Origin of the sequence: Paenibacillus vulneris (assembly GCF_039543185.1) — a bacterium.
Taxonomy (GTDB): Bacteria; Bacillota; Bacilli; order Paenibacillales; family NBRC-103111; genus Paenibacillus_S; species Paenibacillus_S vulneris.
Map to the genome: position 1 here is coordinate 1 of NZ_BAABJG010000032.1, position 13,623 is coordinate 13,623.

The 13,623-nt window shown below is 48.7% G+C and carries 14 protein-coding genes and 1 pseudogene; 5 read left to right on the forward strand and 10 right to left on the reverse strand.

Translation table 11 applies throughout. The features are described from left to right. Nucleotides 1–126: 126 nt before the first annotated feature. The 3 genes from ABEA66_RS27045 to lpdA form a co-directional block, all read right to left on the reverse strand. Nucleotides 127–1,107 carry an alpha-ketoacid dehydrogenase subunit beta gene (locus ABEA66_RS27045; protein WP_345592468.1) on the reverse strand — a complete coding sequence of 327 codons (981 nt, stop codon included), beginning with the start codon at nt 1,105–1,107 and terminating at the stop codon, nt 127–129. A 2-nt stretch (nt 1,108–1,109) separates the two neighbouring features. After that, nucleotides 1,110–2,120 (reverse strand): thiamine pyrophosphate-dependent dehydrogenase E1 component subunit alpha, encoded by a 1,011-nt coding sequence (locus tag ABEA66_RS27050; RefSeq protein ID WP_079910773.1) that lies wholly within the window; start codon nt 2,118–2,120, stop codon nt 1,110–1,112. A 101-nt stretch (nt 2,121–2,221) separates the two neighbouring features. Further along, nucleotides 2,222–3,643, reverse strand: a complete 1,422-nt coding sequence (gene lpdA, locus ABEA66_RS27055) for a dihydrolipoyl dehydrogenase (RefSeq protein WP_345592472.1) — start codon at nt 3,641–3,643, stop codon at nt 2,222–2,224. A gap of 167 nt (nt 3,644–3,810) precedes the next feature. Here lpdA and ABEA66_RS27060 point away from each other — a divergent pair, with 167 nt between their 5' ends. Further along, the gene (locus ABEA66_RS27060; RefSeq protein WP_192704928.1) at nt 3,811–4,080 is read left to right on the forward strand and encodes a DUF2627 domain-containing protein; all 270 of its coding nucleotides are present in this window, start codon (nt 3,811–3,813) and stop codon (nt 4,078–4,080) included. A 30-nt stretch (nt 4,081–4,110) separates the two neighbouring features. On the opposite strand, the gene ABEA66_RS27065 is transcribed toward ABEA66_RS27060, so the two are convergent. From ABEA66_RS27065 to ABEA66_RS27080, 4 genes are all read right to left on the reverse strand, one after another. Beyond that, nucleotides 4,111–5,007 (reverse strand): hypothetical protein, encoded by an 897-nt coding sequence (locus ABEA66_RS27065; RefSeq protein WP_345592475.1) that lies wholly within the window; start codon nt 5,005–5,007, stop codon nt 4,111–4,113. After that, nucleotides 5,001–5,702 carry a glycosyltransferase family 2 protein gene (locus ABEA66_RS27070; protein ID WP_345592477.1) on the reverse strand — a complete coding sequence of 234 codons (702 nt, stop codon included), beginning with the start codon at nt 5,700–5,702 and terminating at the stop codon, nt 5,001–5,003. The genes ABEA66_RS27065 and ABEA66_RS27070 overlap by 7 nt, the downstream gene beginning before the upstream one ends. A gap of 14 nt (nt 5,703–5,716) precedes the next feature. Next, entirely contained in the window at nt 5,717–6,814 is a 1,098-nt protein-coding gene (gene steA / locus ABEA66_RS27075; RefSeq protein ID WP_345592479.1) for a putative cytokinetic ring protein SteA, read from the reverse strand. A 297-nt stretch (nt 6,815–7,111) separates the two neighbouring features. Beyond that, nucleotides 7,112–7,393 carry a hypothetical protein gene (locus ABEA66_RS27080; protein WP_345592481.1) on the reverse strand — a complete coding sequence of 94 codons (282 nt, stop codon included), beginning with the start codon at nt 7,391–7,393 and terminating at the stop codon, nt 7,112–7,114. A gap of 111 nt (nt 7,394–7,504) precedes the next feature. Between ABEA66_RS27080 and ABEA66_RS27085 the strand changes: the two genes are divergently transcribed. The 3 genes from ABEA66_RS27085 to ABEA66_RS27095 all read left to right on the forward strand — a co-directional run bounded on the left by ABEA66_RS27085 (nt 7,505) and on the right by ABEA66_RS27095 (nt 9,742). Continuing rightward, nucleotides 7,505–7,852, forward strand: a complete 348-nt coding sequence (locus tag ABEA66_RS27085; protein ID WP_345592483.1) for a hypothetical protein — start codon at nt 7,505–7,507, stop codon at nt 7,850–7,852. A gap of 69 nt (nt 7,853–7,921) precedes the next feature. Continuing rightward, nucleotides 7,922–8,104: a DUF2524 family protein gene (locus tag ABEA66_RS27090; RefSeq protein WP_079910780.1), complete on the forward strand. Its 183-nt coding sequence runs from the start codon at nt 7,922–7,924 to the stop codon at nt 8,102–8,104. 288 nt (nt 8,105–8,392) lie between these two features. Then, a complete protein-coding gene (locus tag ABEA66_RS27095; RefSeq protein ID WP_377740645.1) occupies nt 8,393–9,742 on the forward strand; it encodes an MFS transporter in 1,350 nt (449 codons plus the stop codon). A gap of 298 nt (nt 9,743–10,040) precedes the next feature. Here the strand turns inward: ABEA66_RS27095 and ABEA66_RS27100 are convergent. Further along, nucleotides 10,041–10,178: pseudogene (locus ABEA66_RS27100) on the reverse strand (sporulation initiation factor Spo0A C-terminal domain-containing protein); the annotation flags it as partial. Nucleotides 10,179–10,332: 154 nt separating this feature from the next. Here ABEA66_RS27100 and ABEA66_RS27105 point away from each other — a divergent pair. After that, nucleotides 10,333–11,376: a tyrosine-type recombinase/integrase gene (locus tag ABEA66_RS27105; protein WP_345592487.1), complete on the forward strand. Its 1,044-nt coding sequence runs from the start codon at nt 10,333–10,335 to the stop codon at nt 11,374–11,376. Nucleotides 11,377–12,475: 1,099 nt separating this feature from the next. On the opposite strand, the gene ABEA66_RS27110 is transcribed toward ABEA66_RS27105, so the two are convergent. Together ABEA66_RS27110 and ABEA66_RS27115 are read right to left on the reverse strand one after the other, a co-directional pair. Then, nucleotides 12,476–12,916, reverse strand: a complete 441-nt coding sequence (locus ABEA66_RS27110) for a phBC6A51 family helix-turn-helix protein (protein ID WP_345592489.1) — start codon at nt 12,914–12,916, stop codon at nt 12,476–12,478. Further along, nucleotides 12,903–13,403: a hypothetical protein gene (locus ABEA66_RS27115; protein ID WP_345592491.1), complete on the reverse strand. Its 501-nt coding sequence runs from the start codon at nt 13,401–13,403 to the stop codon at nt 12,903–12,905. The genes ABEA66_RS27110 and ABEA66_RS27115 overlap by 14 nt, the downstream gene beginning before the upstream one ends. Nucleotides 13,404–13,623 lie beyond the last annotated feature (220 nt).

Sequence of the window (13,623 nt, forward strand, 5' to 3'; positions counted from 1 at the left end):
AACGGTAGGCGTTCGCCAGCCCCCGTTCGGGACTTTCACCCTAGAGATGACGCCCATGCTGGGCGTACACAGACAAGCTGAGCCTGCACCATGCAAAACTCAGCTTTATTAAGACTCGGCCGTTGACTAAAATGCAGCCAGCTCAGAGATCGCTGCCTTAATCTTGTCTACGCTAATTAAGAAAAACTTCTCCATGCTCGGGTTCATCCCGACAGCCGGAACATCCGGCGCGCATAATCTCATAATAGGCGCATCCAGCTCAAACAGCAGCTCCTCCGCAATAATCGCCGACACTTCCGCTCCGACGCCGCCGGTTTTGTTATCCTCGTGAATGACGAGGACTTTGCCGGTTTTGGCAGCCGCTTCCAGAATGGCCTTTTTATCCAGAGGCTGAATCGTGCGCAGATCGAGAATATGCGTGCTGATTCCTTCCTTGGCCAGCTGCTCGGCCGCTTGAAGGGCGTATTGGACGGTAATGCCATAGGAAATAACCGTTACGTCGGTACCCTGGCGCTTCACATCCGCTTTGCCGATCTCAACGATATATTCGCCGTCCGGTACTTCGCCCGTAACGCCGAGATAGCATTTTTTGTGCTCAAAATACAAAACAGGGTCCTCATCCCGGATAGCCGCTTTCATTAAGCCCTTGGCATCATAAGGATTGGAAGGCGCCACCATCTTCAAGCCCGGCGTACCGAAAAATACGGATTCCGGACATTGGGAATGGTACAAAGCGCCGCCGCTGGTAGCTCCGTAAGGCGCGCGTATGACGATCGGGCAGCTCCAATCGTTATTGGAACGATAGCGGATTTTGGCCGCTTCGCTAATAATCTGGTTCGTTGCCGGAAAGATAAAATCGGCGAACTGGATTTCCGCAATCGGCTTCATGCCGTACATCGCCGCACCGATGGCCGAACCGACGATAACGGATTCCGCCAGTGGGGTATCGAGTACACGGTCCTCGCCGAATTGATCCCGGAGCCCCTTGGTGGCGTTCAAGACGCCGCCCTTACCGACGTCCTCGCCGAGAACAAACACATTGTCGTCCCGCTCCATCTCTTCCTTCATTGCGGAGCGGATCGCTTCCAAATAAGTGATAACGGCCATAACTATACCTCCCCTTCTTCCGCATACACGTGCTTCAGCGTATCTTCAGGCAGCGGGTATGGCGCTTGCTCGGCATATTGTGTCGCTTCGTTGATTTCCTTCTTTAGCTCCGCAAGCAGCTCTTCTTCCTGCTCATCGCTCCACAAGCCGCAATCCGTTAAATATTGTCTATATTTAGGGATGCCGTCTTTGGCGCGGTTTTCCTCTACCTCTTCTTTTGTCCGATACAGCATGTCATCGTCCGAAGTGGAATGAGGCGACAATCGGTACATGACCGATTCGATTAACGTTGGACCTTCTCCGCGAAGTCCGCGCTCGCGTGCTTCTTTCACGACCCGGTATACCTCAAGAGCATCGTTGCCATCCACCTTGATTCCCGGAAATCCGTATCCGATAGCCCGCTCGGCGATACTGCCCGAAACCTGTTTATGTAAAGGAACGGAAATAGCGTACTGGTTGTTTTGACACAGGAAAATGACCGGCAGCTTGTGAACTCCAGCAAAGTTGCAGCCCTCATGGAAATCCCCTTGGTTGCTGGAGCCTTCCCCGAAGGTAACATAAGTGACGAAATCCTGCTTTTTCATTTTGCCTGCAAGGGCAATCCCTACCGCATGAGGAACCTGGGTTGTCACCGGGCTGGAGCCCGTAACAATATTCAGCTTTTTATGGCCAAAATGTCCCGGCATCTGGCGGCCGCCGCTGTTCGGATCTTCCGCCTTGGCAAACACAGACAGCATCAATTCCGTCATCGACATTCCAACGGACAGTACAAATGCATAATCACGGTAATAAGGTAAAAAGTAGTCCTTTCCTTTCTCTAAGGCAAACGCAGTCGCCACCTGCGTCACCTCTTGCCCGATACCGGATACATGAAAGCTGATTTTTCCGGCTCTTTGCAAAAGATAGGCTCGCTCGTCAAACTTTCGGGCCCTCTGCATATATTTATACATTTCAACTGCCTGCTCGTCAGACAATCCAAGCTTACGGTGTCTCATAAGTTGGCCGATGGACATGGGTGGTACCCCCTTCATTCAACTTTTATTACTAGGTACTAATACTAACCCCTATAAGTATATTATAATCGGTTTCCCTTATGAATACAATTTCTGTTTCATCAGATCCCGAAAGCCCCTCCGTCCACCGCAAGCATGGCTTCTCCCAAAGCCTCTGATAGAGTCGGATGCGGATGAATCGTCTGCCCGACCTCCCATGGAGTCGCATCGAGCAGCTGAGCCAAAGCCGCCTCCGAAATATAATCGGTAACATGAGCCCCGATCATATGAACGCCCAAGATATCATTCGTCTTTTTATCCGCAATGACCTTTACAAATCCGTCGGATTCCCCGTACAGCACTGCCTTGCCGACGGCGGAGAACGGGAAGCGGCCGATCTTCACTTCATGCCCGCGTTCAACAGCTTGCTGTTCTGTCCACCCGATCGATGCGACTTCCGGTCTTGTATACACGCAGCGGGGGACTTGATGCACTCCGAACGTGTGAGTAGGTTGTCCGAGACTGTGCTCTACCGCAATAATCCCCTCGTGACCAGCCACGTGGGCGAGCTGAAGACCGCCGATCACATCACCGATTGCATAAATATGTGATTCTCCTGTTTGCATATGCTCATTGACCTCTATAAAGCCGTTCGTAATCTTCACATCGGTATTGTGCAGCCCGATATCTTCGACATTGGCCTGGCGCCCGACACACACCATTACCTTTTCCGCTTGAAGCTGCTCTGTCTGTCCTTTGCGTTCGATCTGAAGCTGTACGGACCCGGACTGCTTCTCGACGGTTTCGGCCAGCACTTTGGCCCCCGTCACAACTTGAACTCCTCTTTTCTTAAGCAGACGCTCAAGCTCGCGGGAGATATCGCTATCTTCGGTTGGCAGCAAACGCTCCGCATATTCTACGACAGTCACCTGCACGCCGAAATCAATCAGCATGGATGCCCATTCCACACCGATGACGCCTCCTCCTACGATAACAATCGATTGAGGAAGCTCTTCCAATTGTAGCGCCTGATCGCTGTTCAGAATGAATTGTCCGTCAATGTCCAGACCCGGCAGGCTACGAGGTCTCGAGCCGGTCGCAATAATCAGCTTCTCAGGAACCAGCGTCAGAATATCGCCGTCAGCCTGTTCTACCGAAACGGAGCCGGAGCGCGGTGAAAAAATGGTCGGAGACAACAGTCTCCCGTTGCCATAGAAAACTTGTATGTTATGCTTCTTCATCAGAAATTGAATGCCTTTATGCATCTGCTCGACGACGCTTTGCTTACGGGCTTGTACCCTTGCGAAATTCAGCCGGACAGAATCCGCCTCTATGCCAAAACGCTCGCTCTCCCGCATCGTTGCATATACCTCGGCGCTGCGCAACAGCGCTTTACTAGGAATACAGCCGCGATGAAGACATGTGCCTCCCAGCTTATCGCGTTCTACGATTGCTACCGTTTTTCCCAACTGGGCGGCACGAATGGCGGCAATATACCCTCCCGTACCTCCTCCAAGAACAACGATGTCAAAAGCTTGCGTCATATGTAGTACCTCCTGAAATCTATGATTCTTTTATTGTAACCCTAATCCGAGTGAGAAATATAGTACAATTTAAGAAAGATGCATGAAAAGTTAACGATTCTATGGTACTTTAATAGTTGGGATTTTCATAGCGATGTTGGTTTGACTATACATAAAAGGAGCACATCATGAAAGCGACGTTCTATCGGTTTATTGCCGTTCTGCTGCTGGTCATTCCGGGTATTATGGCAACCTACGGATTTTTGGCAATGAAGGATGCTTTCTTCAACCAGTTTGGAGCGGCCGAGCTGAACCCCCACTTTCAATGGGGTAAATTTATATTAGGTTTCATCTTATTTCTCGCAGGAGTGGCCTATATCGGCGGCTGGATTTTTTTCAGAGACCGCAAGCGCAATTATGTCGCCCCACGGTTTAAGAGGAAGCGGAAAAAACAATAGGAGCCATCCCTTGGAGACGGGAGAGGCTCCTCAGTTTTGTTTGGGGCCAGACTCTCGCCCAAGCGAGTCCAGCCAGGACAGCCAACGATGGTTATCGATCAACCTCGATAAGGAATGCCGCCATGTGATAGCATGCAGCAGGATAAACCCCGCCAGCAGCAGAAGCTGGAGCTTCCAGCCGGTTGCTTGCACGATCCAGCAGCCAAGCACAAAGCCAAGCAGATTAGCGCCCGTATCGCCCAGCATGATCTGCCCCTTGAGGTCAGCGCCGAGAAGAAGCGCCATAGACACGAGCACAGGCAGAGACATGACCAGAAAATCCTGCCCGTGGCCCTGATTATTGAGCATCACTACCGCTGTCGCGAGAAGGTATAAAGCCCCGAAGCCTTTGAAGGCTCTTCCTGGCCTCGTATCCAACAGATTGATGCCGTTCGCGGCGAGCACTATGCATAACCATTGCAAGGCGATCCCCCCCCATGGCGCGCTTAAATCAGTGTCTCCCCGCAACACAAAGAGCATCGCGGCCATTGCTACCCCTCCGGCCTTCACTATACCTGTACTGACCACCCTATGTTCCTTCCAGAGCCTCCAATGCCCTGTAAACCCTTTGGGCGTCTTATGCCCGACGGTATCATCAAGGAAACCGAGAAAGGCGACTGTCACCGCGCCTAAGGTATAGACATTAGACAAGGCCAAGTTTATACCCTGGCTTCCTGCCGTTGGCTTGCCATACGCAATCCCTTGAATGACCAGGGAATGAATGAGAAGCATCATAACGATAAATAAGCCCCCGGCCGTAGGGATCCGATCTCCGTTATAGTTGGAATCCGTTAGCCGATGGTTTTCCATAAACCTTATCCAGCCCGGCATTAGGGCGCGTCCTAAAAAGTAGAGCAGCAGCGAATAGAGGACCCACGCCATTAGCATATAGGCTGTCTCCAACGATGCCACAGTGTACCGCTGACGGCATACAGCTGCTTGCCCCGATGCAGCCACCCTCCAAGATTTCTCCCAGACACCCGATGAGCAAAAGGAACAGCCATCTCTTCCACCCTATATCCCAGCTTGACGGCGTCAATCGTTAGGCCTACCTCAACGCCAAAGCCTCCTGACAGCCTGCCGATTCGCTCCAAAACTTGACGATGAATGGCTCGTTGGCCGGACAAAGGCGCGGAAGGCTGAAACCCCGATAACCGGAATACCCCTTGTTTAGCGAGCCTCTTCACAATCCCGAAGCCGCTTTTTTGAGTAACGGCAGGCAGCCGGGCGATGACCATATCCGATTGGCCTGAGGTCAAGGGCTCGATCAATAGCGGAAACCATTCCGCCGATGATCCCAAATCCGCGTCCAGAAAAACCAGCACCTCTCCCTTGGACATCTTGCAGCCGGTTTGAAGGGCCGTCCCTTTCCCATAGGGCCGCGGATGCTGTACAATCAAATCCGCCCAAGGCGCCGCGAGCTCAAATGTACTGTCGCGGCTTCCATCATCGATTACTATAAGCTCTACGCGATGTCCCTGATGCATGACTTGCTTGCATGCTTTTCGGATCGAGCTTAATGTTTCCTGAATGTACTGTTCCTCGTTAAGCGCAGGAACGACAACCGATATGGCAGGCTTCATAAGGGCAACCCCTTTCATTTAACCCATGATAATAGTCGGCTTATTGCGCGATAAGCGGCATGCTTCCAGAGCTTTATAAGGGATATTGCACTCCGCTTATGACCGTACAGCAGCGCGATGCCTTTGGCGTCGGTCAGCTTGCTCCCTATTTTCATCCGGACAAGCACCGTGCTGCCCATCCCTTTTCTGCCTTTTTCCAAAAAGTCAAACATATGGCTGTGAGCGCCAACGGTCACAATCCGCTCGCACTGGTGATCGTAGGCAAGCAGCAATGCAATATCTTCACTAGTCCCGCCGGCAGGCAGCCGGATCGCGTTCAGTCCCAGCTTCTCCAGCCTGGCAAGACCCGGTGCGAAGCCGTTGGAATACGCATGAACCAGCAGCTCTGCTCCACATTGTAACGCTTTGTCCGTCGCGCTATCCATATCGCCAATAATGAGATCCGGCTTATAGCCCTGCTCCAGCAAAGCGTCCGCCCCTCCGTCTACCCCTATTAATACCGGTCTGTAGCTCCGGATATATTCCTTCAGAGCAGCCAGATCCTGTCTGAACCCGTGACCGCGCACGACGACAAGAGCATGACGTCCTTCCATCTTGACCTGCAGCTCCGGACAATATACAGGCTTTAGCACAAGCTCTTTTTCTTTGGTCGCATACTCCAATGTATTATCAATAAAATCCGCCAGACGCTCATGATAGCTTTCCTGCGCATGACGATAACATTCCAGCCAATTGTCTTTTGTGAACGAGCGGCACGGTACCCTTTGCCCGCCAAACATTGCGCTATCCCCCGAGATAGCGATCTGCTCATGATCCTTGATCACCGAAAACCACACCGGCTCCATCTCAAAAATCGGAATCCCGTGCTCCAGCAGCATCAGCGGACCCGTGACAGGAATAGTACCTGTCATCGTCTGCCCGGTATTAATGACCGCCCGAGCTCCTGCCTCAATCAAGCCTTCCGCCGACAAGTCATCCAGATCATCGTGGCAAATAACAGCGATACGATCGGGCTCTAGGGTGGAAATCAGCTGTTTGGTGCTTCGATGCACCCGGACTATCCCTGTCATTATGGGATTATCGAAGATACGTTCTGCTTTGCTTAGTACCATTGCTTCGCACATCGCTTTCCTGATGCTCGGGCCATTGCGCCTGTTACGCCTTAATTTTCTACTCTCGTTTATTTTTCGTTGGCAAAGCCATTCTCATACATTGATTTCGGATAAAACCTAAATAACCCCACCAGGTGGGGCTAACTCCTTTTAGGTCAAAAAAAAGCCCGGGGACGAAAAGTCCCGGACTTCACACTCGTCTCCATTTCCTTGGATCTATGTAAAATGATGGTATGCAGTGTGCGGTAACGGCATATGCTTTTTCATGTGTGGAAAAACAACGGCAGATATCACCTTTTATCCGTAATAGGGCAGCGCTTCAAACCATTCCGCGTATTCCGAGGAGCTCAGCTGTTCTCGCACATACTCCAGCAGCGACGCTAGCTCGTCCTCCTTAAAGCTGTATCTGCAATCCATCGTATTAAACAGAAGCCTCACTTCCTTCAAGGTTCCGCTAGGTTCGCCGGTCATTTGAATTACGTAGAGCTCCTCCGGCTCATCCTGAAATTTGCATCCAATTTCCATAAACAGCCGTTCCTTTATCTCATCCAGTTCCACATTACAGTAATCGAATTCCATCTTATCCCTCCAAAAAAAGTGCCCTTTCTCCATTTTAGCAACAGTATTCTACATTTTGTGCAAAATTTCAATGATATAATGAACTTTATCTTAGCGCAAGGAGTAGGATCCATGCAAAGAATATGTCAAAAAATTGTTCGTGTTCAGAATGGTCTGATTACGGAAATTTATGATGGCTTGCGATATCGCAGCTTTCAAGACAATGACCTTGCAATGAAGGAATTGCTGATGGATGATGTAGGCCTGGATTTTGAATCCGTTATCAACACCTACGAACAAGTCATTCATGATTTGGCCCAAGCTTTCCCCCATCTTCGCGAGTTTATCAGCGATAAGCTGCCGGAGGGATGGTTCCAATGGTACCAGCAAAGCTATGAGGAAGAATCGTCCTTAACGCTTGCAGAAGCTCCTGCCGCCGCTGTGCGCGTCGGCGATCCCAATTCCACTTGCATCCCCTAGGCGCTCAAAGCATAATCCTGCGCGGATAATCCATACTAAGCAGGACTAATCCGCTAGGAGGCATCCATCATGATTGATAATCTCGAAAGTAATTACGATTGCGCAAAGGCAGGATCCGATCTTCAAGAGCTTCAACAGCAATTAAGCTCCTTGCAAAGCAGCGCTGACGGAAGCAAGGAACAGCAAGAGCAGATTCATCGTTTGGAGAACCAAATTCATTTCATCAAGAACAAATGCGATATACGCCCCTGATTTATAGCAGCACGTCGGCACAGCGCTTAGCGTTGTGCTTTTTTAGCGTGTTTACGGTTGACTATAATTATAATTTCCCAAGACGATTTCGTCTAATAATGCTATAATGGGCTTCATTCTTTTAAGGAGGCGTTATTATGAAGTGCACGAATAGAGCCAGGGTACAATACGAAGGGGGTTCGCATCACTGACCCTATAAACTGCGTCCCTCTCTAAGTTAGGGGAATATTTCAGGTGGACCAAAATAAGCAAGCTCATCGTATTGAAAACTCGGAATCTTTTCAACCATTGCTGCCTAATGCCAAGCTGGCTATTGGTTGGTTAAGCTTTCTCGCTTTTTTCAGCGTATTGAACGAATCGGTATTTAATATTGCCTTGCCGGATATTGCATCGTATTTTGGTATTCAGGCGGCATCCGCCAATTGGGTTAATACGGCCTTCATGCTTTCCTTTAGTATCGGCACGGCTGTATATGGAAAAATATCAGACTCCTTCGGGAGCAAAAAGCTTCTGGCGATTGGACTTTTGATCTATTGCGGAGGATCGTTGTTCGGATTTCTCGCTTATCGGTATTTTCCGGCTATGATAGCGGCGCGGTTTATCCAAGGTATTGGAGCTTCCGCCGTCCCCGCTCTCATTATGGTCATAATTACACGTTATATCCACTCCGATCATCGCGGCAAAGCATTCGGAATGATCGGTTCCCTGGTCGCTTTGGGCGAGAGCATCGGACCGGTTTTGGGCGGTCTGGTTACAGAATACGTTCACTGGTCCTTTCTGTACACCATCCCGATGATGACCATTCTTGTACTGCCTTTCCTTTATAAAAAGATGCCTTCTGACGCGCCCGTAACCAAAAATAAAATCGATAGGCTCGGAATAGCCCTGCTAGCCATGGGAACAGCAGGCTTCTCCCTCTGGATGACTCATTTTCACTGGAGCTTTCTTGTTCTCGGCATTCTGATCCTTGTTGGGTTCGTCTCTCATATCAACCGGACCAAACAACCATTTATCGAGCCTGCTTTGCTGCGAAAACGCACCTTTATGGCCAGTATGCTGTCGGGAGGCATTTTGCTTGGATCAGCGGCCGGTTTTCTTGCTATGGTACCTTATATGATGAAGGACGTTCATCAGTTAGCGGCGGGAGCGATTGGCAGCGGAATTATATTTCCGGGCACCGTAGGGGTCATTTTGTTCGGTATGATGGGAGGCGTGCTGGTCGATCGTTGGGGAAATCGTTTTACTCTATCCGCCGGACTGTGCATGATGGTGCTTAGCTTTCTTATTCTGTCCATTTGGCTAGATCAGTCTCCTTGGCTAACGACAGCGATGCTGATTACAACGCTAGGCGGACTCTCCTTTATCAAGACCGTCGTTTCCAATACGGCTGCCGCTTCACTTGAGCCTGAACAAGCAGGAGCCGGGATGGGGATTTTGAATTTCGTTTGCTTCCTGTTTGAAGGCTTCGGTATGGCGCTGGTCGGGGGGATGCTGAGCCAACCATGGCTTGCCTCTCCGCTATGGAATAAGCTTCAGGAATCAAGCGCTTATTTATACAGTCATATATTAGGTATTCTCATCCTCTTCATTCTGATTGGCGGAACGATTTATCTGATAAATTATCGCAGAAGCCGATAGAAGGCTCAAGACCCCGAGACATGTTCTCGCGGGTCTGTTTTTATCTCCCCTGCCAATTGTACAATCAAAAATAAAAACGCCGAATCCCGAAAGATTCGACGTTTGTTATTACGCGTAATAGATCCCTCCGTTTCCCTTTACTCGCGTTAATATAACCGATAACTTACGCATGAGACGGAGGTGACTTTTCCAATTTTATCGCAACATGCTGCTGTGAACACGAGGCTTCTTAACTTTATCCGATAAATTAACAGAACCAGACTCACTCATCGTCTTCAAACGAAGAACCGGCATCCTTTCACGAAACTTTATGCTCAATTCTCAGCTTATCCGCCACCATTGCTATAAACTCACTGTTCGTAGGCTTTGCTTTCGAAATATTGATCGTATATCCGAACAAGTGGCTGATACTGTCGATGTTGCCGCGGGTCCACGCGTATCAAGGCCGCAAGGTGTTCGCTTTCTCTGCGAACAGTGTCCGATAAGTTTTCGAGATCAAATCGTTTGAAAAACGCAATAGCGATAAATTGCGAAATGATTTATCGGAATATGTAGCGTAATATTCATCGATACAAAGGAGCCCGATAAGCATGGCGCAATCTAATAGTAGAAATCAGAAATTTACGTTCATTAATAAAACGGACAGGCCGCTTAAATTCGACCTCGAGCGTGCAATAAACGAATACCTCGCCGTAAAACGGTTAGAAAAACGATCCATTAAGACAATTACGACATATGAGCAAACATTGCGCCAGTTCCAAACGTGGTATAACGAATCTACCGAACATGACTCAATAACCGTTGACACAATGCGTGCTTACATCCACTTCCTTACGTTTGAAAAAAGACGGTGGGATGACCACCCAACGAGTCCGGACGGGGAAGTTGGACTATCCGCTCGCTCCGTCAATAATTTAATGCGCAACTTGAAGGTATTTTTTAACCAACTCGTTAAAGACCGTAAGATATCCTATAACCCTATGGACGGACTTAGCTATCAGACAGAGGATAAAGATACATTCGAGGTTTTTACGGATGAGGAGGTCATTAGATTATTAGATGCGCCAAATAAGCGAATATACACCGGCTTACGCGATCACTGTATGATGCTTGTCCTCGCAGATACTGGACTAAGATGCGGTGAACTAACACACTTAAAAATCTCAGATGTCGATTTAAAACTCCGTCAGATAACCGTGAGAGCAGAGATCGCAAAGACAAATACTACGCGGGTCATTCCAATATCGAAGTTTACCGCCAAAGCGTTGGATAAACTCATATCGTATATGAATGTGAATGAAGATGACTACTTGTGGTTGACGCAATTTGGGGAACGATATTACGCGGACTCTTTTAGTAAGATGCTTAAAAAATACGGTAAAAAAGCGGACATCACTAAAGCAAGAGTGTCACCGCACACATGGCGCCACTATTTCGCAGTAAAGTTTTTAAGATCAGGCGGTGATCCGATTGCATTGGCACGTTTACTTGGACACACGTCTCTAAACATGACGCAGGTATACGTAAAATACTCCCGAACGGACCTTCACGAACAACACGATAAGGCGAGCCCAGTCGCTAACCTTATTGATAATGGTAACGAGCGGAAACGTGGTAAAACACGGTTTAAGTAAATCAAAGAAACGCTAACTTTCACGGAATTAATCCGCAGGTTAGCGTTTTTCTTTCGTAATATATTCGATTACATCGATAAAACACTTTGTGCAACTTGAAGTTTATTTTCTAAGAATGCGATACTATTTTCGAAATATGGTTTCGAATTATTGATCGAGTTAAAATTTCACGTAGACATCTATTATGTCCAGTAACAAAATAGTCCGAACTATGGCAAGACGTTGAAGTCAGTAGCAGAAGGAGTTTATTGTAAATAGTTCGTATTGTGATGGAATAGATTGTAACACGCAAATACGAACTTTCCCGTTCTGTAACACGTCACTATGAACTTTTGCGAAAAGCGCAACTGAAGAAAACCGCTAATTTTTCAAACGTTATTGAGCCGATCATAACGTGCAAATACGAACTAAATCGAGAAATTCCGTAATGAATGTTATAGAGGTTCGGATTAAAGTGGAACTGGACACTTTGCCCGGTAAACATTCGGACGCTATCCGTGTGGTAGGCGTCTTTTTTCGTTTCATAACAGTAGCGTGTCCGATTACAATCGATTGGTATTCCGTAAGTTGATCGCAAGATATCTCCGTCAGACTGCGCCATGCTCTCGTTTACTACGTTACCGTGTTAAAGCGGAATTAGACATAATCGGACGGCTCAGCACGACTAAGCGTCGAATCACCTGCACCGAGCTCTTGGGGCGAAGGCACCTCTTCAAATAGGGGGTTGACGCTGCTTAACGGAGGTATTTCGATGCATAAACGGGTGAATATCGATGTATATCGGGGCTGATACGTGGATAGGACAGCGGATGTGTTCGTATCTGATCGGTACGAATAGCGTAGTGGTGCGGGGTTTCGGCGTTTTGGATGCGAACAGACATATGTATAAAATCCGTATTTTGCGAACATGTTGCGAGTTCAATCGGTTGGAGTGCGTGCCCCCCCCAGGCGGGGTATCGTATAGGTCTCGGTCAGCTGTACCCACGTCGTATATTACGAAAATTCGGTTGGGGGTTGAAAAATTCGCGTAATATTTTTTCTATCCGGGGGGTTAAACGCAAAAAAGGGACGCAGCCATTAGCGGCCACGCCCCGTTGTATTACGCTTCCTTACCGTCGAGCAAGCGATCTAGTTTTTCAAGCGCTAGTGCTCGTTCATGTTCGCTAATCGCGCGCTTCCTTACGTCTTCGGCCGTTTCAACCACGTGCTTATCCGTTAAAAGACCGTAGCGACGCATATAGAGGTCGAGCGCACGAACCGATGGCATTGAATTGTTTCCTCCGCGAACCAGTTTCATTATGCCGGCGTATACCTCTGCGCGGCCAGCTTCGAACTCTTCTTCCGCCAGGCTCGTCATATACGCCCTAAACTCCGATTTCTTCTTCCACTCGTATATTGTAGAGCGTGCAACTCCGCCCATTGCGGCCACCTCATCGATCGGAAGCTTCTTACCGCCGTCCGTTAGCAAGCCGAACTCATTGTCGACCAGTAACTGCGCCACTTTCTTCTGCTGTACTGTTAAATTATCAAAATTCTTCATGTGCATAACTCCTTTTCATAAAATATCGATAGGCTCCCTTTGAATGTGGTAACTCGGTTCTGAGCTTCATGACAGCCTCATAAAACCGCCCAACGTTCCGGTACTGGTTTAATTCCTCGACCGTAGATCCTTCCGAAATCTGCGTATTAATATCCTTAATAAGCGCGATGATGAAGCCAACTTTATACCCGGTAATCCACGCATCAAAGCCACGAGATCTCCCCAATAAACTCGCGCATGTACGGTACTGTTTTAATCGCTTCGGATCGATAACTATGAAATGGCCCGCACGATAAAGCCGCGCTATTTCCAGACAAACCTCCACGAAGCTATCCAATCGATCCATCAGCGTTAATGTCAGTTCATCCGACAGCTTCCGCTTGTGTTTCGGAGGGTCCGGAGATAAACCGCGCTCAATCCGATGCTGTCGTATCCGTTCTGTTAAGTCGGCAATGTCTGCCTTAATTTTTTCTAGTCCGTCTGCCATCCACAAACCTCCGTAAATAAAATAGGAGCCGCACTCCGCCAGCTCCTCCGTTTCTTTATTGCGGCATCGCCCCCACATGACGCTGTAATTCTCGGGCTAATTCGCCTGCGATCCTCTCGATGTCTGCGTTTTCCCGAATAACAGTATCGTTCATCGTGACATTGACCGTTATATCGCCGCTTTTTCTGCCGCTTCGGTACTCTTCCGCTTGTGGCGCAGG